The sequence below is a fragment of the Staphylococcus sp. HMSC035D11 genome, from assembly GCF_001836075.1.
In the GTDB taxonomy this organism is placed as follows: domain Bacteria; phylum Bacillota; class Bacilli; order Staphylococcales; family Staphylococcaceae; genus Staphylococcus; species Staphylococcus hominis.
Window position 1 is genome coordinate 120257 of record NZ_KV827231.1, and the last position, 18716, is coordinate 138972.

An 18716-nucleotide genomic window follows, 5' to 3' on the forward strand; every position below is an offset into this window, starting at 1 on the left:
TTTTTTTGGTCCAAACTGACTACTAAGAAGAACAAATGCTGGACGCACTCGTTTGCCACCCGAAGATAATAAATGAAATGCTGCTTCTTGTAATACAGAATCATTACTTTTAATAGCATTTTTTAAACGCTTTTCAACATTTTTAATTTCACTATTCATACTTAACTTTGCCACATTAATCACCTTTTATTTAGTAGAACTTTCTATTTATAGCCAAGGTGCATTGCAGCAACGCCACCTGTAAAGCTACGAACTTTTACATGACTGAAACCAGCCTGTTCAAATAAACGCTTTAATTTAGTTTTATCTGGAAAATTGAATGTAGATTGTTGTAACCATTCATATTCTTCCTTAGATTTAGCAAACAACTTCCCGAAAATAGGCATCACAAATTTAAAGTAAAGTTTATAAACTTGTTTAAATACGGGTAATGTTGGTTGACTTGTTTCTAAACATACAATCATACCGCCTGGTTTCAATACGCGATTTAATTCTTTTAATGTTGCTAAATAATCAGGCACATTTCTTAAACCGAAACCAATGGTTACATAATCGAATGTGTTATCTTCAAATGGTAAATTCATAGCATCGCCGTGCACTAAGTGAATATTAGGCATTGATTTAGTTTTTTCTTTACCAACTTCAAGCATATTTTCACTGAAATCTAAACCTGTAACTTCTCCATTAGGTCCTACTGCTCTACTTAAAGCAATGGTCCAATCTGCTGTACCACAACATACATCAAGTGCTTTACTTCCAGGTAACACATTCATATCTTTCATTACATGTTTACGCCATATTTTATGTTGTTCGAAGCTTATTATATTGTTCAATCGATCATATTTTTTAGAAATATTTTGAAAAACCGTATGAACTTGTTCTTTTTTTGCATTATTTTCAGTCATTAATTATTACCTCTACTTTTCTCTTTATCGCTTTGCTTTATATGTTTAATAATTTGGTTGATTTCATCTTCATCATATTCACTTAAATAAGAGGGATAATATTGATGTACCCCATTAAATAATTTTTCAAATATTTCATATTGAGAGATCTCAATATCTGTAAAATGAGAAATAGTTATAAAAGGGAAAAGTGTTTCTATATCTAACACAGCCTTATATATATCATGACGCTCGAGTGAATGATGATGCAATGAAGTTTTAAGCTCATTAGATTTGATAATCGCTTCACTCATTAGTCTTTGATATGATACATCACCAATTTCAGATATTAAAGTATAAAAATGAGCACTTAATAAGTCACCAATTAGAATTGATTTCTTAGATAATTTATTTTTAGAAATATCATCTAGATGCTTCATTGAAGTATCAATAGTGAGGCAGGCAAGTTTAGCATTTTCTGGAATATTAAAATGATCTAAAACATCACTTAATCCTTTATTAATGTGAATTGCTTCATATTCATTAATTCCTTTAAGCCTTTGAGTAATTTGTCTATTTAATTTGCTTAATGTTCTTTCCATGTTCACACCTCACGTTAGTATCAATATACATATTAACATTATATTCATAAAAATAAAATATAGTGCTTATGACGAAAATAACTTCATAGTCGCTTCACAGTGAATTGTACAATTATAAATAAAACATATGTATTTAGAATTAAACAATATATAAAATAAAAAGCCCTTATAGGGCTTTTTTAAGTAAATTATTTTACAGCATCTTTTAATGCTTTACCAGCTTTGAATGCTGGAACTTTACTTGCAGGAATTTCGATTTCTTTACCTGTTTGAGGGTTACGTCCTTTACGTGCAGCACGTTCACGTACCTCGAAGTTTCCGAAACCAATTAATTGAACTTTTTCACCTTTAGAAAGTGAGTTTTGAATTGATTCGAAAACAGCATCTACTGCTGAACCAGCTTCTTTTTTAGTTAAATCAGCTTGTTCTGCAACCGCATTGATTAAGTCAGTTTTATTCATTATGAGTTCACCTCCGGATGAATGATAATGATAAATTTATATCATTATGGTATGACTTTAACACAATAATTCCCTTTACCGCAACGATTTATATACTTAAAACGTTGAATTGTCAGTATTTCGTGAATAATTTTATAAAATATTTGTGTTAAATAGCAAAATTACACTTTATTCAGCTTTTTTATCTCGCCCCATTAAATCTTTCACGCTATCTTTCACTGGTTTATCTTCAAATAATACTTTGTATAAAGCATTGGTTATTGGCATATCAACATTTTGAGACTTCGCTAAATGATATACTGAATTTGTTGTGTAAATTCCCTCAACAACCATATTCATTTCGTTAAGTGCTTCTTCAGTCGTTTTACCTTTTCCTAATTTATATCCCAAAGTATAATTTCTTGAATGAGTAGACGTACACGTTACAATTAAATCACCAATGCCACCAAGACCTAGAAAAGTCATAGGATCAGCCCCTAGCTTTTCACCTAGTCGACTAATCTCAGCTAAACCTCTTGTCATTAAAGCCGCTTTAGCATTATCACCATAACCCATTCCAGCAACAATACCACTTGCTACAGCAATAATGTTTTTAAGTGCACCACCTAGTTCTACTCCTATCAAATCATTATTAGTATATACTCTTAAGTAATCATTCATGAATAAATCTTGAATAAGTTTACTTATGTGTTCATCTTTTGACGAAGCTGCAACAGTTGTGGGTTGTTTAATTACAACTTCTTCAGCATGACTTGGTCCAGATAGTACCCCTACGCCATTTTTATGGTTCTTAGATACTGAATCTTCAATCATTTCTGATACACGTTTAAATGTTTCATTTTCAATACCTTTTGCAACGTGAATAAACGTTTTTTTAGTTTTAATATGTTGATCAATTTCAGTCACAACATTCCTAATTGCTTTTGTAGGTAAAGCAATTAAAAATATATCTGAAAAATTAACTGCTTGTTCTAATTGACTTGTTGCTTTAATCGTTTCATTTAATGTTACGTCTTTCAAGTACCGTTTATTTTGATGAGATTGATTGATTTCATCTACAGTATTTTCATTTTTCCCCCACATTAAAACTGAATGGCCATTCTCTGCTAAAACATTTGCTAATGCAGTACCAAAACTTCCTGTACCAAAAACCGTAATCTTAGTCATCTTAATCTCTCCTCTTAGTTTCTTCTTCTAGGGATGATATGAATAGGCGTTCCTTCAAAACCAAATGCATCTCTAATTTGATTTTCGAGATAGCGTTTATAAGAAAAATGCATTAACTCAACATCATTTACAAATACAACAAATGTTGGTGGTTCAATAGCCACTTGAGTAGTATAGAAGACATTTAAACGTCTACCTTTATCTGTAGGTGTAGGATTCATTGAAATAGCATCTGTTACTACTTCGTTAAGTGTTGAGCTTTGAACACGTTTTTTGTGATTTTCACTTGCTTCTCTAATATAAGGGAAAAGTGTTTTTAATCGTAGTCGCTCTTTTGCCGATACGAAAGCGATAGGTGCATAATCTAAAAATTGAAATTGATTACGTACATCGTCAGCAAATTTTTTCATGGTATTAGTATCTTTTTCTACAGCATCCCATTTATTTACGACAATCACCATTGCTTTTCCTTCTTCATGAGCATATCCAGCAACACGCTTATCTTGTTCAATAATTCCTTCTTCGGCATCAATAACTAATAACACCACATTTGAACGCTCAATTGCTTTTAAAGCTCTTAATACAGAGTATTTCTCAGTTGATTCATATACTTTACCTTTTTTTCTCATACCTGCTGTATCTATTAACACATAATCTTGTCCATCATAGCTATACTCAGTATCTACAGCATCTCGAGTTGTACCTGCTACATTTGATACAATAACACGTTCTTCACCTAAAATGGCATTTACTAAACTAGATTTGCCCACATTTGGACGACCAATAATAGATAAACGAATAGTGTCATCATCATATGGATCACTATCTTCTTCTTTAAAATGTTTAACGACTTCATCTAATAAATCACCTAGACCTAAACCATGTGAACCAGAAATTGGATAAGGATCGCCAAAACCTAAAGAGTAAAAATCAAAAATATCACTTCTCATTTCAGGATTATCTACTTTGTTTACTGCTAAAACAACAGGTTTTTTTGATTTATAAAGTAATTGAGCTACCATTTCATCACTTTGAGTGAGACCTTCCCTTACATTTACCATAAAGATAATTACGTCTGCTTCATCAATAGCGATTTCTGCTTGAGCTCTTATTTGTGTTTGGAAAGGTGCATTTCCGATTTCGATGCCTCCAGTATCAATGATATTAAATTCATGTGTTAACCATTCGCCTGAAGAATAAATACGATCACGCGTAACACCTGGAGTATCTTCAACAATTGATACACGTTCACCTACTACTCTATTAAAAATTGTAGACTTACCCACATTAGGTCTACCTACAATTGCTACAATAGGTTTAGTCATAAGCTAACTTCCTCTCTTTCTAAAATCTCTATAATTTTATCATATGCAATGATGATTTAAAAACAAGTATATATTGTCATACGATAGATAGTGAGTAAAGATAAATAAAAAAGAGCAAGAAAGAATTCTATTTGAATATCTTTTCTTGCTCTCATCATTAAATTAAATAATAAAATATTTAATATTAGAATTTTAAGTTTTTAAATTTATCACCAAAAACGTCACCTAATGTTGGATTGTCTTCATCTGTTTCATTAGATAAATATGATTGAGTTGTAGCTTCGTCACTTTCAATCACATCTTCATTTGGTAATGTAGCTTTAATAGATAAAGAAATACGCTCATTTTCTTCATCAATACCTAAAATTTTAACGCTCGCTTGTTGTCCTGGTTCTAACACTTCACTTGGTGTACCAATATGTTTATGAGCAATTTCTGAAATGTGTACAAGTCCTTGAACACCAGGAGCAATTTCCACAAAAGCACCAAAGTTAGCCAAGCGAATTACTTTACCTTCGATAACGTCGTTTTCGTGGAATTTACCTTTAATATTTTCGAATGGAGTTGGTAAAGTATCTTTAATAGATAAAGAAATACGCTCAGAATCTTTTTCAACAGATTTAACTTTAACGTCCACTTCTTGTCCAACGCTTACCACGTCTTCAGGAGATTGAACATGCTCATGTGATAATTCTGATACGTGAACTAATCCATCAACGCCACCAATATCTACAAAAGCACCAAAGTTAGTAAGACGAGCAACTTTCCCTTTGATAACGTCCCCTTCATTAAGTGAATCTAATAACGATGCTTTTTTAACGTCATTTTCAGCTTGTTCAACTGCTTTACGGCTTAAAATGACTCTATTATTTTCAGGATCTAATTCTTCTACTTTAAGACGAATTGTTTGTCCTTCAAATACAGAGAAATCTTCAATGAAATCAGTTGAAATGAGTGACGCAGGAACGAATCCTCTTTGGCCCACATCCACAACTAAGCCACCTTTAACTACTTCAGTAACTTTAGCTTCGATTACTTCGTCATTATCAAGCTTTTCTTGTAAATATTCATATGATTTTTCGGTTTCAAGTTGACGTTTTGATAAAATGTAAGCGCCTGATTCATTTTCTTCGTCAATTTCAATTTTGGTTACATATGCTTCAATTTCATCACCTTCTGAAATAATCTCACTTGGATTTTCAATGTGATGAGTTGAAAGTTGGCTAATTGGAATTATTCCATTATATTTAGCCCCATCAATATGAACTACTACTTGTTTATCTTCAACTTGTTGAACTTTTGCAGTGACTTTGTCACCTTCTTTAATATCATTAATCATTGATTCATTGAATTCTTCAGTCATCATGTTTGCCTCCTTATACACTACATAACTATAACATCTTATAAACACAAGGAATTGTCAAGAAATACCCCTTTAGTTTCATAAGTTTTTAAAAAATATATCATTTTTTAAAATTATTTAATATTGAGCAATAGAAAAATATATTTATTAATATCAATAAAAATCGAAATTTATGATTGAATATAAGATTAAGAAAATTTATTGTTTATATTTCCATAATTAATTATATATAACTAAAATAGCTATTTAAAATAATTCGCTTATATTTTAGTCATTTGACGAATTAAATTAAATAGCTATGTACAAAAATTACAGATTCTCTACTAATTTTAATATTTCTTCAGTTACTTCTTCTATAGTTTTACTCGTTGTATCCACTGTTATAGCATCTTCCGCTTTTCTTAAAGGTGAAATATCACGATTCATATCGTAATGATCTCTTTCTTCAATTTCTTTTTTTAATTGATTTAAAGTGGAAGAAATGCCACGTAATTCATTCTCTTTTTGTCTTCTTTCAGCTCTTTCATCTACAGAGGCAATCATATATACTTTTAACTCAGCATCTGGAAGAACGACGGTACCAATATCTCTACCGTCCATAACAATTCCTTTTTTTATTGCTAATTCTTTTTGTTTTTGTACGGCGTATGTGCGTACAGGTTCTTTTGATGCAACATATGAAACATGTTGCGTGACATCATTTTCTCTTAGATAGTCTGTCACATCCTCGTTATCTAAAATAATTCGTTGTCCTTTTGATGGATTGTAAGTTAATTCTAAAGAAGTATGATTAATTAAATTTTGAAAATCTTCAGGAGCATCTTGCTTTAAATATTTATACGTTATTGCACGATACATTGCACCAGTATCGACATAAATCATTGATAATTTACTAGCCACTTGTCTTGCAATTGTACTTTTTCCAGCAGCAGCAGGACCATCTAATGCAATATTAATTGGATTCATAACATTTTTCCTTTCTTGTTGTTTTATCTGTATTATTTTATCATAAATATATATTTTAAAAATAGGAGGAGTTTAATGAAAAAAATACTTGTTATTCATACAGGTGGAACAATTAGTATGTCTCAAAATCAACTCAATCAGGTCGTTACAAATGACATCAATCCTATTTCATTACATAAAAACATCATAGGTCAATATGCAAATGTATATGAAATAAGTCCCTTTAATGTCCCATCACCACATATCACACTTTCTCATGTAATAAAGTTAAAAGACATCATTATTAAGGAATTTTCTAAGAATCATTATGATGGATGTGTGATTACACATGGCACAGATACGTTAGAAGAAACAGCTTATTTGCTCGATTTAACAATCGATATAAGTCAACCTATTGTTATAACAGGTGCGATGCGTTCATCAAACGAGATTGGTTCAGATGGGCTATATAATTTTATTTCAGCAATTAGAGTTGCAACTTCATTAGAAGCTTCTGATAAAGGCGTGATGGTCGTATTTAATGACGAAATACATACTGCGAGAAATGTTACTAAAACACATACTTCGAATATCAATACCTTTCAGAGTCCTAATCAAGGCCCTTTAGGTATCTTAACTAAAGATCGTGTTCAATTCTATAATCGTCCATATCGACAAACAGTATTTCCAAGAATAGATGAGAGTTTAAATGTGCCATTAATTAAAGCGTATATGGGGATGACTAAGGATGTTTTAGAATTTTATGCTCAACAAAATGTTCAAGGTATAATTATTGAAGCGTTAGGCCAAGGTAACTTACCCCCAAGTTGTTTAAAAGGTATTGAATCGTGTGTCAAAAAAGATATTCCTATCGTACTTGTGTCTCGCTCATTTAATGGCATTGTAAGTCCAGTATATGATTATGAAGGTGGAGGTTTTCGATTAGCTGAAGAGGGACTTATTTTTTCTAACGGATTAAATGGCCCTAAAGCAAGATTAAAACTTTTAATTGGTTTAAGTAATCATATGAATCACAAGGAATTGAAAGAATACTTTGAAACTTAAAAAAGAGAGAAACAATGATGATGCACTCATTGTTTCTCTCTTTTAATTAAAATAAATGAAATTTAACTTTCTAGTGGAGTTTGTTTTTTTCTTAAAATACTTTGAGCGATAATGCCACCATGGTATTTACCGTTTTCAATGAAAATTGAATTATTATCATTACCAGCTGCTATAACACCAGCAATATAACAGTTTTCCACATTTGTTTCATACGTTTCTTTGTTATAAATTGGAGCTGTTCCAAATTCATTAGTATGAATATCTATACCAATAGATTGTAAAAACTCATAGTCTGGATGATAACCAATCATTGCAAAAACAAAGTCATTTGGTATTGTTACTGTTTCACCATTTTTTTCATAAGTTACTGAATGTTGAGTGATTTCAGTAACATTTGCATCAAATTCCATATCGATTTTTTCATGGTTAACTAAAGATTCAAAATTTGGTAAAATCCAAGGTTTAATTGCTGCTGAATATCGATCTCCACGATATAATACAGTCACATTTGCCCCAGCCTTTTCCAATTCCAAAGCTGCATCTACTGCAGAATTCTTACCTCCAATAACCACAACATCTTGATTGAAGTATGGATGTGCTTCTTTAAAGTAATGTTTAACCTTAGATAAATCCGCACCTTTAACATCTAAAGTATTATGTTGACCGTAATAACCAGTCGCAACTGTTAAAAATTTACATTCATACACGTCTTTAGTTGTTGTAATTGTAAATTTATTTCCAATTTTTTTAACTGTTAATACTTCCTCAAAAGGATGTACATTCAACTGATGAAATTTTACTACTTCTCTATAATAGACAAGTGCTTGGTTACGACGAGGTTTACTTTCCTCTACAATAAATGGCACATCGCCAATACTTAATTTATCGCTAGAAGAGAAAAAAGTTTGATGCGTAGGATAATGATAAATGGCATCTACAATATTACCTTTTTCAATTACTAGTGTTTCTATGCCTTTTTTCTTTTGCTCAATGGCTGCACTTAAACCACATGGGCCTCCACCAATAATAATACTTTCAATTGTTTGCATGTTTAATGGCCTCCTTTAATCACTAACATATTATATCAGTTTACTGATATATTTCTAAATAAAAATATTTACATTATTATTTACTTATCTTCAAATGAACATAAAAAAGATACACCATTTTAGGTGTATCTTTTTTAATACATTCAGATATTATTGAGGAATAACTAATTTTTGACCATTTACAATATTATTACTAGTTAAGCCATTAGCTCGTTTTAATTTATTTACATTTTCAACTGTACCTTCACCATAGTATTGAATTGCAATACGATATAAATTATCATTACCAGATACTACGTGAGTTTGTTGGCCAACACTATTACTTGATTGTGTGTTATTTTGAGTTGATTGAGAATTTGAGTTATTATCTGAACTTGATGAATTATTATATACATTTGATTTATTGTTATCATTTTCAGATGTTGCATTTTCAGTAGAATTTTTATCATTATTATCATTTGATGTACTGTTTTCTGTTGTAGCTACTTCATTTGACTCATCACTATCTTTTTTAGTGCTATTATCTGATTCACTTGATTTATCTTCTTTTGTTGCTGCTGTTTCATTTGATTGGTCTTTTTCATTTGTAGCATTGTCTTTGTCTTTATCTTTATCTTTGTTCTCAGTTTGTTCTGTTTTATTATCTGCGGTGTTATTATTCTTATCTTTATGGTCATTGTTAAGATACATGCCAATAAAAATAGCTAGAGCAGCTAAAATAAGTAATAAAGCTATGAGTGGAAGTAAAATTCCCATTAAACCACGTTTTTTCTTACCGTTATGTGCTTGGAAACCATCATTATCTTCGTATTCACGATGTTTATCATCATCATGATGATTTAGATTGTTATGTTCATTATGATGTTTATGTTTAGAAGCAGCAGCACCAGCAGCACCTGCTCCAGCTGCGCCAGCACCGACTGCAGCAGCTTTTTTGCCTTTATTTCCTTTTTTTCTGTGATGTTTATTATCTAGTTCATTATTATCTTCGTTGTCATGTTGAACACTTCTATTTTCATTATCTCTATAATTTTCCTCATCATGACGATTATTTTTACGTTTTTTATTACGTGATACTTTTGCTCCAACAGCTCCAGTAGCAGCAGCTCCTCCAGCAATGGTTGCATCTTTTCCGATTTTGGAATGATGATCTTCATGTCTATCATTATCTTGATCAAAATCACGATGACGACGATGATCACTATTCATTCTATCATCACTATTATCATCATTTTCATAACTATCGTCCTCAAAACGATGATTAGAATTATTACGACGATCATCATCATTATGACGATCATTTAAATTAGAATGACGGTTGCGTTCATCATAATGCTCATCTATATTGGAACGTTGATTATTCTCATCATTCTCGTGATTATGATGAGAGTTACTTTCGTTATGTACTTTGTCAAATGTTTCCTCATCATAACGGTCATCTAATGAACCTTCTTCATAATCATTAACCTGATCGTTAAATTTTTTGTTACGACTAGAAGATTGGTTTCTTCTTCTTTGTCGTCTTTGTGCATTTCTTGGTGGAAACTGTTGATCAGTTTCATTGTTAAAATTGTCTATTTCATCGTTAGTTTCATTATTTACACGATCGAATTGATCGTTTGAATCTATCGATTGTCGATTTTTTTCAAAATCATCCTTAAAATTATCTCTAGACATAGTCAACATCCTTTCTTTTTCTTATTTTAATTGTCACATTATTTATACCCAAGTAATGCATAAATATGTATCATTTTTTAAATTTCTTATAAATCATTTTGTAATTTAATTATATCCTGTATAAAATATTTTAGTAAAGTAAAGTCACTAAACTCTAAATAAGTTTTTAATTTTTTCATTGAAAGTAAATTGTCTTTTAACTTTTTTTCTGTTGTAACACTCAATTTTACTTAAATCTGAATCATTGTCACAACATTCATTAGATTGATTAGGAGATTCTCCAAAAAATTCCAGTAAAAATTTTCTTCTACATTGATCTATACGAGTATAACCTATGATTCTTTGATAACCAGCTTGTTTACGTATATATGAGGTTTTAAAAATGTGTTTCAATTCTTTAAATGTATAATTTTGGTGTAATACTGTTAAAATTTCTTCTTTATTAGGTGGAAGGAATGCGCCTAACTCAAAAGTTTCGACATCTTCTGATACGATAGCATCATTAAAGAGTAACGTCTCTAGAATATAAGCATCGTCTGGTTGATATAGACTAATCGCTTGACTTTGTTTTCCATCTCTCCCAGCTCGTCCAATTTCTTGTAAATAATTTGAAGGACTAGATGATAAATGAAAATGAATAACAGTCCGAATGTCTTTTTTATTAACCCCCATTCCAAAAGCACTAGTAGCTACAATAACTGGAATAAAATTATTAATAAATTGATTTTGAACAGTTTGACGTTCTTGATAAGTTAAATCCCCATGATAAATACCAGTTAAATATCCATGTTGATAAATGAGTTTTGCGAGTTGTAAGCATATTTTCTTAGATGATACATAAATAATTGTGGGACCTGAAGATTCAATAAATTTCAATAACCATTCTATTTTTTCGTCGTCATCCTTGAAATTAAAATGTGATAACGAAATATTTTTACGATTCATAGTAGTTTGTATAGTGTTTAATTTAACTTTTAAAATATGTTCTAAATCACTTGTTAAATGTGGCGGTGCAGTAGCAGTTAATGCTAAAATAGTCGCTAATTTAAAATGATGAGTGATTTGACCAATAAGTGCGTAATGCGGTCTAAAATCATATCCCCATTCTGATAAGCAATGTGCTTCATCTAATACTACTAAACCAAATGGAATGTTTTTAATTAAATTGAAATGATGAGATTGAAGAATAAATTCAGGACTTAGAAATATAAAACGACTTTGATTTAATACATTGATATTTTCTTTTTTTTCTTGTTCATCCATACCTGAATGAATACACACAACCCTTCGTTCACCTTGAGATTTAAGTTGCATCACTTGGTCATCCATTAAAGAAATTAGCGGTGAAATAATAAGAGTAGGTTTTTGTTGCATATAAGTTGGAAATTGATAACACAGACTTTTCCCACTACCTGTTGGCAAAACACCAAGTGTATGATTGCCTTGTAATACACTTTCTATGACCTCTTTCTGACCTGGGTGAAAACTTTCATGTCCAAACCATTGTTTAAGATTGTTCTCTAACATTCATTTCACCTCTTTCTATCCCAACAATCATGAGTTTAATTTCAAAGTATGATAAATGATCAAACTCTTGTTTATATCGTTTTAATCTTTCTCCTTTATGCTCTGTATAGTATTGAGTAAATTGAAAAATATCTTTTTTTCCCACATAATTTTCGTAATTTTTCTCATAACCTTTAATAAATAATTCTAAAATATGATCTTCTATTGTATTAAGTTTAACATTCTGTGCAATTGCGATTTCATTTAAACTCAAACCTTGATGAAGATATTGTTGAGTAATAGATGTTTTATTTAATAATGATGAAAGAATAATACATTCAGACAATATAGGATAACGTTGTTTATTTTCAATTTCACTTCCTAAGGTGACTAAATTATTCAATTCTAATGTATATAATTTTGAAATAGAAATATTCTCAATCAAACTTACCTGTTGTCTTGTATACATAGGCTCATCATAACCATGCAAATAATAATGAAGGTAACACTTATTATTATTATTTAAACTGATTGCTTGAAATAAATCAGTCACTTCATTTTCAAAGTCTTTTATTAAATCATTTTCAATAATAGTTCCATAAACCTTTTTAACTTTATTTTGAATAATAACCTGTTGGTTCATTGGTACGAATTTAAGTTGATGATGGAGATATTGAGATATCGTCTGAATTAATAATTGAATACATTTAAAAGTATTATTAAGACTATCATAAGTGAATCGAGGATGCACCTTGATATTTAATTCTTTTATATCATTTTTATTTAAAAGTCGTTCAAATGTCTGATATTTTAATTTAGGTAAACTATGATATAATGATAAAAGTTGTTGAGAGCTCGCATCAAAAAACGTTTGATGTGACTTTTTTCCACTTAAAATATTATATATACTTTTATTAGTTTTATAATTGAATGAGTGATGTTTAACATAACTAATCATTTCTTGCATGAGTGAACTCCTCTTTTATAGAACTTTTATATCTAGAATATAATAAAATTATTTATTATGACTAGTGTAGCATTTTTATCAAAGGAGGCGAATAAAATGGCAAAGTACACAATCGTTGATATGGATACATGTATTGCTTGTGGTGCTTGTGGCGCTGCTGCACCAGATATTTACGATTATGATGACGAAGGTATTGCTTTCGTAATCCTTGACGATAATCAAGGTACTGCAGAAGTACCAGAAGAATTATATGAAGATATGGAAGATGCTCTTGAAGGCTGTCCAACTGATTCAATTAAAATTGAAGAAGAGCCTTTTGATGGAGATGCCTTAAAATTTGAATAAATCCGTAAATAAAATTGCATTACCATAATTATAATATAAAACCTCCGATGATTCCTACTAAGAAGTCATCGGAGGTCTTGATTTTATTTCAATACTTTTTTTAAACGGCGATATAGCAAGATAAAAATAATCGATATTACACATCCTTTAATAATATTAAAAGGAATAATACCAGATAAAATAATTACTTTTAAATTAGTAAATACATCACCAAGATTAAATATCATGCCATATAAAGGTAGTAAGACAAAATAATTTAAAATACTTAAAACGATAGTCATTGCAATAGTGCCGGCAACTAATCCTATAATTAGTGAACGACGAGATGAATATTGTTTACGATGACTAACAAAATAAGCTGTTAGTAAAAAACTAGCCCCTGCTAAAAAATTTGCCACAGGCCCAACAGGATCGCCAATATTAAATAAGAAATTTAATATATTTTTAATTAATGCTACAAGAAGACCAGATAAAGGACCAAAAATAAAAGTAGCTAATAAAGTCGGTACATCACTAAAATCTAATGTTAAGTATGGAGGCAAAAATGGTAATGGAAATTTCAAAAATGTTAATATGAATGCAATTGCACTCAACATACTTATGGTAATTAAACGTTTATTTTGTTGCATATTCAGTTTTCTCCTTCTATTCATCTTACTAAGAATTGGAGGATACTTTTACACAACAAAAAACCTCCACCTTCTCCCATCCAGACTATACTGTCGGCTTCAGATTTACACTGAATCAGCCACTTCCATTGAAGCGGGTCGCAGGCTCAAATTACTGCCGGTTGGGAATTACACCCTACCCCGAAGATGAATTATTGAATTTATCATTTAAAATTTATATTACATGAATAACTCCTTCATTGCAATATCTCTGTTTATTTATAAAAATGAGAGATATGGTTCATCAATTTCGTCGACTGATTTTAAATTAATATGAAATGAAATATTAATTTAAAAAAACTATAGATATAAAAACGCTCTTCAAAGTTTTATCTTTAACTTTGAAGAGCATAATCTCAAATAATTTGGATATTTAATCTTATTTTGTCGAAAGTTAATTATTTAGAATCTATAGAAGGTTTAGGTAATTTAATAATAAAGGTTGTGCCTTTATTCACTGTACTTTCTACAGAAATAATTCCGCCATGCTCTTGAATAATCATCTTACTAATAAATAATCCTAAACCAGTTCCTTGTTTACCTCTAGTTCTAGAAGCTTCTACTTTATAAAAACGATCAAATACATGATCAAGATGTTCGGGAGCAATGCCGCTACCTGTGTCTTTTATATTTAAAATTTGGTACTGACTATCTTTATTAGCAGTAATCGTAATTGAATCTCCAGGATGTGTATAGCGTGTTGCATTATCAATTAAGTTTGTGAGTACTTGATCAATTCGATCAGCATCGTAATTCCATAAATCATCTTCATTAATATTTGGTAACAAGTCTATGTTTAGTTCTAAATCTTGTGCTTGTTGACGATATTTAAGTTGTATTTTACGTAATAATGGCATTATAGGCTGTATTTCTTTATTAATGGCTAATCCTTCCGCATCCATTCTTGCAACATTTAAAAGCTCGTTGACAAGGCGATTAAGTCGTTTTGTTTCATCTAATACAATTGATAGTGATTCTTTGATTTCGTTAGGTTCTGTTACAATGCCATCGACTATCGATTCAGTATAACCCTGTAATAACGAAATCGGTGTACGGAGTTCATGGGATACGTTTGCGATAAAATCTTTTTTCATTTGATCAAGATTATGTTCATTTGTCATATCTCTTATGATGATTACAATCCCGCTACGACCATCTTGTTGAATACGATCAATATAGCTCATTATAAACACATAATACTTAGAGTTTATTGTATATTCATTAAACTCTGTACCTTTTGAATGAAATGTGGCATTAATTTGATTTTTAATTTCTGAATAAATAGATTTATCAATTGTCGGTAGTATTTGGTCTGCCATTTTGTTAGATAAAATAATTTCACTTTTATCATTTAAACCCACTACACCTTCAATCATAGAATTAAATAAACGATCACGAATATTTTTTTGAGTAGATAAAGCTTCAATGTGTTCTTGAATTTTATAACTCATATTATTAAACGTATAAGAAAGTTCACCAATTTCATCTTTCGTATTTACTGTTGTTTTTTGAGAGTAATCTCCATTCGATACATTGATTGCCTGTGTACTTAATTTTCTAAGTGGCTTAGTGATACGATTAGATAAAAAGAACGCAAAAATCGTTGAAACAATTAAAAATACAATGGCAGTAATTAAAATAATAATGGTAATTGCATTATTAGTATCTTCAATTGTTTTTAAATCTTGATATATAAATACGCCACTAAACTTAGCATGTTTACGATTTTGAGATTGCATCGGATATCCTAAAAGAATATAAGAATGGGATGCTCCTTTTTCACTTATTGTGACGTTTTGTGTGGCAGATTTCCCTGTATCAAATACTTTATTAAAGTTGTCATTGTTTTGTATTTCTTTTAACATTCTTTTTTTAATCAGATTATATGATTTTTCTGCTGACATATTTTTATTAGACATAATAATAACGCCACCTGTACCATCAATCAATTCCTGACTATGTTGTATGGCAAGTGACTTGTTATCAGCTTTTTCAACAAGATGACTAATCCTTGAAGCATCTTCTCTTATAGCATTTTCTGTTTGTTGGGTGTAATAATATTGAATAAATGTAATTAATGCTGCACTTAATAAAATTAAAACTGTCGTTACTATAAATATTATAGTTAACCACAGTTTTATAACAACACTATTTAGTCGATTCATCATTTGTATTGACCTCAAATTTGTAACCGACACCCCAAACGGTCTGAATCATATGTGCTGCTTCTTCAGAAACTCGATTTAATTTTTCTCTTAATCGTTTAACATGTGTGTCTACAGTTCTTAGATCACCATAAAATTCATAATGCCAAACTTCTTTTAATAGTTGTTCACGATCAAATACTTTATTAGGTGTTTTTGCTAAGTATATTAATAGCTCATATTCTTTTGGAGTTAAATTCACTTGTTGTTGATCCGCTAATACACGATGTGCATCATTATCGATAATAAGATGATTAAACTCAATGACATCTCTTGCATGTGGTTCGCTTTGTTCTGGTTTAGATGTTTGAGTTCTACGTAGTAATGCTTTCACTCTTAATACGACTTCTCGGGGAGAGAAAGGCTTCACTATATAATCATCTGCACCTGATTCGAATCCTTCCACACGATTAGTTTCTTCGCCTTTAGCTGTAAGCATAATAATAGGCGTATCTTTATGCTCACGTAATTTTGATGACATTTCAATACCATCCATTTCAGGCAACATTAAATCTAAAAGAATGCACGCATAGTCATTTTCCATAGCAAGTTCATATGCTTCTCTACCATCACTTGCTTCATGGATAGTAAACGATTCTCTTTCTAAGTAAAGCTTTAATAATCTTCTGATTCTATCTTCATCGTCTACAATTAATATTTCATTCATCATTACAATATACCTCCTACACATGCTCTATACCATTTTAATTATAGCATATTCACTATATTAAAGCTTTCTATTCAATTGACTTTGTGAAAAAAATAGCAAAATATCTTTTTTGATGTAGAACCTATGATTTATTATTACAGTGAATAAATAAAAAAAGATACACATTGTAATTGTGAAAATACTTTGTATTGTTAAGTTATTTCGAATTAATTGCCATTTTCAGCCATATGTCTTAATATTTTCACCTCATGAGGTGTTAATACTCTACCTTCACCTGCATTTAAACCTTTTAAATTAAGATTTCCAAATTCGATTCGTATTAATTTATCGACTGTGTGATTAAAATGTTCGAACATACGTCTAACTTGTCTATTTCTACCTTCGCTAATAGTTATTTCAACCAGTGTCGTATTTTTTTCTTTATTTTGATTTTTTATTTTAACTTGAGCAGGTTGTGTAAAACCATCTTCTAATTCAATTCCTTGTTCTAATGCTTTAACTTCTTCTCTCATTAAATACCCTTTTAATTTTGCAACATATTTTTTCTGAATATGATATCTAGGATGAGTCATCAGGTTAGTAAATTCACCATCATTTGTAAGTAATAATAACCCTGAAGTATCATAGTCTAATCGTCCAACTGGATAAATTCTTGCTTCTAAATCTTTAAAATAATCTGTTACAACCGTTCTACCTCTATCATCTGAAACACTAGTAATCACTTGCGTTGGTTTATAGAACAGAATATAAATTTTATCTTCTTGCTCAATTTTAATTCCTTCAACTTCAACAGTGTCTGAAGATTTAACTTTCGTTCCAAGTTCTGTAACTACTTGACCATTGACTTTTACTTTACCTTCAGTGATTAAAGTTTCTGCCTTTCTTCGAGATGTATATCCACTGTTAGCAATTCGTTTTTGAAGTCTTTCTAAATCTTTATTCATTTTATTTCTCCTTTTGCTCTGTAAGTGTACTAAAGAAATTTTCAATCTCTTCGTTATCTTCTTCAGTAGATGGTAGTTCTTCTATTGATTTCATTCCAAAAACATTTAAAAATAAATCAGTAGTCATGAGTAAATGACTACGCGAATTCTCCATGTCTTTTGCTTCAATAAGTCCTCTAGCAATTAATGTTCTCACTGCACCATCAGAATTAATACCTCTTGTTACTTCGATATCACTTCTAGTTAATGGTTGATTATAAGCAATAATCGATAGTGTCTCCATAGCAGCTTGAGATAATTTCATGTTTGCTTTTTGATTCACTAATACTTCGATAAAAGGAGCACTCTCTTTTTTGGAGGTTAACATATAAATGGAACCATATCTTTGTATTTCAAGACCTTTTGAATGATACGTCGAAATTAATTGATCAAGTTCATCTAAATCCATTTTTAAAATATCTGCAAGCTGACGTGCTTCGAGTCCTTCATCGCCTACAGTAAATAATAATGACTCTATAATGCCAATGTTATCCAATAGAATAGTTCACTCCTCTAATGATATTGATGTCTTCAAAGTTATTTGACTGTTCTATATTAATAAGACCTGCTTTAGACATTTCTAATATTGCTAAGAAATGTGTAACAACTTTACTCACAGGTTCATTAAAGTTAAATAAACTAAAGAAGTTAAATGATGTTTGTTTCTCTAAATGTTTAGCAACCACTTCAGTAGCTTGTTGAATTGTAAAAATATCTTTTGAAATTTCAACTGCTTTTGGCGTATTTAATGCTACTCTATTTTTTACTCTTTGGTATGCAACAATCAGTTGAGTCAAATCAATCGTTTGATTTTTGTCCCAATGCGTTTTTTTTT

General features: G+C 30.4%; 19 protein-coding genes, 1 pseudogene and 1 riboswitch. Of the genes and pseudogenes, 2 read left to right on the top strand and 18 right to left on the bottom strand.

Features of this window, described 5'->3' with window-relative positions:
* From HMPREF2647_RS03920 to cmk, 8 genes and pseudogenes are all read right to left on the bottom strand, one after another.
* Positions 1–174: pseudogene (locus HMPREF2647_RS03920) on the bottom strand (heptaprenyl diphosphate synthase); the annotation flags it as partial.
* 29 nt (positions 175–203) lie between these two features.
* Entirely contained in the window at positions 204–905 is a 702-nt protein-coding gene (locus HMPREF2647_RS03925) for a demethylmenaquinone methyltransferase (RefSeq protein WP_017176291.1), read from the bottom strand.
* The gene (locus tag HMPREF2647_RS03930) at positions 905–1486 is read right to left on the bottom strand and encodes a heptaprenyl pyrophosphate synthase subunit A (protein ID WP_017176290.1); all 582 of its coding nucleotides are present in this window, start codon (positions 1484–1486) and stop codon (positions 905–907) included. Before HMPREF2647_RS03930 ends, HMPREF2647_RS03925 begins: the two co-directional genes overlap by 1 nt.
* Before the next feature lie 188 nt (positions 1487–1674).
* Entirely contained in the window at positions 1675–1947 is a 273-nt protein-coding gene (locus HMPREF2647_RS03935; RefSeq protein ID WP_002449794.1) for an HU family DNA-binding protein, read from the bottom strand.
* A 168-nt stretch (positions 1948–2115) separates the two neighbouring features.
* Positions 2116–3114 carry an NAD(P)H-dependent glycerol-3-phosphate dehydrogenase gene (locus HMPREF2647_RS03940; RefSeq protein WP_017176289.1) on the bottom strand — a complete coding sequence of 333 codons (999 nt, stop codon included), beginning with the start codon at positions 3112–3114 and terminating at the stop codon, positions 2116–2118.
* Between the two features lie 14 nt (positions 3115–3128).
* Positions 3129–4439 carry a ribosome biogenesis GTPase Der gene (der, locus tag HMPREF2647_RS03945; protein ID WP_017176288.1) on the bottom strand — a complete coding sequence of 437 codons (1311 nt, stop codon included), beginning with the start codon at positions 4437–4439 and terminating at the stop codon, positions 3129–3131.
* Positions 4440–4623: 184 nt separating this feature from the next.
* A complete protein-coding gene (gene rpsA / locus HMPREF2647_RS03950; protein ID WP_048680745.1) occupies positions 4624–5802 on the bottom strand; it encodes a 30S ribosomal protein S1 in 1179 nt (392 codons plus the stop codon).
* Positions 5803–6111: 309 nt separating this feature from the next.
* Positions 6112–6768, bottom strand: coding sequence for a (d)CMP kinase (gene cmk, locus HMPREF2647_RS03955; protein ID WP_017176286.1), 657 nt, complete (start codon positions 6766–6768; stop codon positions 6112–6114).
* Between the two features lie 75 nt (positions 6769–6843).
* Between cmk and HMPREF2647_RS03960 the strand changes: the two genes are divergently transcribed.
* Complete coding sequence (locus HMPREF2647_RS03960; RefSeq protein ID WP_017176285.1) at positions 6844–7812, top strand: asparaginase; 969 nt, start codon at positions 6844–6846, stop codon at positions 7810–7812.
* Positions 7813–7874: 62 nt separating this feature from the next.
* Here the strand turns inward: HMPREF2647_RS03960 and ypdA are convergent, their stop codons facing one another.
* The 4 genes from ypdA to HMPREF2647_RS03980 form a co-directional block, all read right to left on the bottom strand.
* A complete protein-coding gene (ypdA, locus tag HMPREF2647_RS03965; RefSeq protein WP_037541041.1) occupies positions 7875–8861 on the bottom strand; it encodes a bacillithiol disulfide reductase YpdA in 987 nt (328 codons plus the stop codon).
* 150 nt (positions 8862–9011) lie between these two features.
* On the bottom strand, positions 9012–10538 hold the full coding sequence (gene ebpS / locus HMPREF2647_RS03970; RefSeq protein ID WP_070859553.1) for an elastin-binding protein EbpS: 1527 nt from the start codon (positions 10536–10538) through the stop codon (positions 9012–9014).
* 147 nt (positions 10539–10685) lie between these two features.
* Positions 10686–12065 (bottom strand): RecQ family ATP-dependent DNA helicase, encoded by a 1380-nt coding sequence (locus HMPREF2647_RS03975; RefSeq protein ID WP_017176282.1) that lies wholly within the window; start codon positions 12063–12065, stop codon positions 10686–10688.
* Positions 12046–13011 carry a helix-turn-helix domain-containing protein gene (locus HMPREF2647_RS03980; RefSeq protein WP_017176281.1) on the bottom strand — a complete coding sequence of 322 codons (966 nt, stop codon included), beginning with the start codon at positions 13009–13011 and terminating at the stop codon, positions 12046–12048. Before HMPREF2647_RS03980 ends, HMPREF2647_RS03975 begins: the two co-directional genes overlap by 20 nt.
* A 96-nt stretch (positions 13012–13107) precedes the next feature.
* On the opposite strand from HMPREF2647_RS03980, the gene HMPREF2647_RS03985 reads away from it, so the two are divergent.
* Positions 13108–13356, top strand: a complete 249-nt coding sequence (locus tag HMPREF2647_RS03985; RefSeq protein ID WP_002449743.1) for a ferredoxin — start codon at positions 13108–13110, stop codon at positions 13354–13356.
* Positions 13357–13439: 83 nt separating this feature from the next.
* Here HMPREF2647_RS03985 and HMPREF2647_RS03990 read toward each other — a convergent pair whose 3' ends face one another.
* From HMPREF2647_RS03990 to HMPREF2647_RS04015, 6 genes are all read right to left on the bottom strand, one after another.
* Positions 13440–13985 (bottom strand): ECF transporter S component, encoded by a 546-nt coding sequence (locus HMPREF2647_RS03990; protein WP_002449844.1) that lies wholly within the window; start codon positions 13983–13985, stop codon positions 13440–13442.
* A gap of 64 nt (positions 13986–14049) precedes the next feature.
* Positions 14050–14177, bottom strand: a riboswitch (FMN riboswitch).
* Positions 14178–14422: 245 nt separating this feature from the next.
* Positions 14423–16189: an ATP-binding protein gene (locus tag HMPREF2647_RS03995; RefSeq protein WP_025987179.1), complete on the bottom strand. Its 1767-nt coding sequence runs from the start codon at positions 16187–16189 to the stop codon at positions 14423–14425.
* Positions 16173–16898: a response regulator gene (locus HMPREF2647_RS04000; protein ID WP_048681466.1), complete on the bottom strand. Its 726-nt coding sequence runs from the start codon at positions 16896–16898 to the stop codon at positions 16173–16175. Before HMPREF2647_RS04000 ends, HMPREF2647_RS03995 begins: the two co-directional genes overlap by 17 nt.
* 206 nt (positions 16899–17104) lie before the next feature.
* On the bottom strand, positions 17105–17842 hold the full coding sequence (locus HMPREF2647_RS04005) for a pseudouridine synthase (RefSeq protein ID WP_017176278.1): 738 nt from the start codon (positions 17840–17842) through the stop codon (positions 17105–17107).
* Between the two features lies 1 nt (position 17843).
* Positions 17844–18377 (bottom strand): SMC-Scp complex subunit ScpB, encoded by a 534-nt coding sequence (gene scpB / locus HMPREF2647_RS04010; RefSeq protein WP_049415573.1) that lies wholly within the window; start codon positions 18375–18377, stop codon positions 17844–17846.
* Positions 18370–18716, bottom strand: a 347-nt coding sequence (locus tag HMPREF2647_RS04015; protein ID WP_176746906.1) for a segregation/condensation protein A, incomplete at its 5' end; no start/stop codon positions are given. The genes scpB and HMPREF2647_RS04015, both read right to left, overlap by 8 nt.

Coding starts and splice junctions, on each gene's coding strand:
- HMPREF2647_RS03925 (WP_017176291.1), bottom strand. CDS start 905: ATGACTGAAAATAATGCAAAAAAAGAACAAGTTCATACGGTTTTTCAA.
- HMPREF2647_RS03930 (WP_017176290.1), bottom strand. CDS start 1,486: ATGGAAAGAACATTAAGCAAATTAAATAGACAAATTACTCAAAGGCTT.
- HMPREF2647_RS03935 (WP_002449794.1), bottom strand. CDS start 1,947: ATGAATAAAACTGACTTAATCAATGCGGTTGCAGAACAAGCTGATTTA.
- HMPREF2647_RS03940 (WP_017176289.1), bottom strand. CDS start 3,114: ATGACTAAGATTACGGTTTTTGGTACAGGAAGTTTTGGTACTGCATTA.
- der (WP_017176288.1), bottom strand. CDS start 4,439: ATGACTAAACCTATTGTAGCAATTGTAGGTAGACCTAATGTGGGTAAG.
- rpsA (WP_048680745.1), bottom strand. CDS start 5,802: ATGACTGAAGAATTCAATGAATCAATGATTAATGATATTAAAGAAGGT.
- cmk (WP_017176286.1), bottom strand. CDS start 6,768: ATGAATCCAATTAATATTGCATTAGATGGTCCTGCTGCTGCTGGAAAA.
- HMPREF2647_RS03960 (WP_017176285.1), top strand. CDS start 6,844: ATGAAAAAAATACTTGTTATTCATACAGGTGGAACAATTAGTATGTCT.
- ypdA (WP_037541041.1), bottom strand. CDS start 8,861: ATGCAAACAATTGAAAGTATTATTATTGGTGGAGGCCCATGTGGTTTA.
- ebpS (WP_070859553.1), bottom strand. CDS start 10,538: ATGTCTAGAGATAATTTTAAGGATGATTTTGAAAAAAATCGACAATCG.
- HMPREF2647_RS03975 (WP_017176282.1), bottom strand. CDS start 12,065: ATGTTAGAGAACAATCTTAAACAATGGTTTGGACATGAAAGTTTTCAC.
- HMPREF2647_RS03980 (WP_017176281.1), bottom strand. CDS start 13,011: ATGCAAGAAATGATTAGTTATGTTAAACATCACTCATTCAATTATAAA.
- HMPREF2647_RS03985 (WP_002449743.1), top strand. CDS start 13,108: ATGGCAAAGTACACAATCGTTGATATGGATACATGTATTGCTTGTGGT.
- HMPREF2647_RS03990 (WP_002449844.1), bottom strand. CDS start 13,985: ATGCAACAAAATAAACGTTTAATTACCATAAGTATGTTGAGTGCAATT.
- HMPREF2647_RS03995 (WP_025987179.1), bottom strand. CDS start 16,189: ATGAATCGACTAAATAGTGTTGTTATAAAACTGTGGTTAACTATAATA.
- HMPREF2647_RS04000 (WP_048681466.1), bottom strand. CDS start 16,898: ATGATGAATGAAATATTAATTGTAGACGATGAAGATAGAATCAGAAGA.
- HMPREF2647_RS04005 (WP_017176278.1), bottom strand. CDS start 17,842: ATGAATAAAGATTTAGAAAGACTTCAAAAACGAATTGCTAACAGTGGA.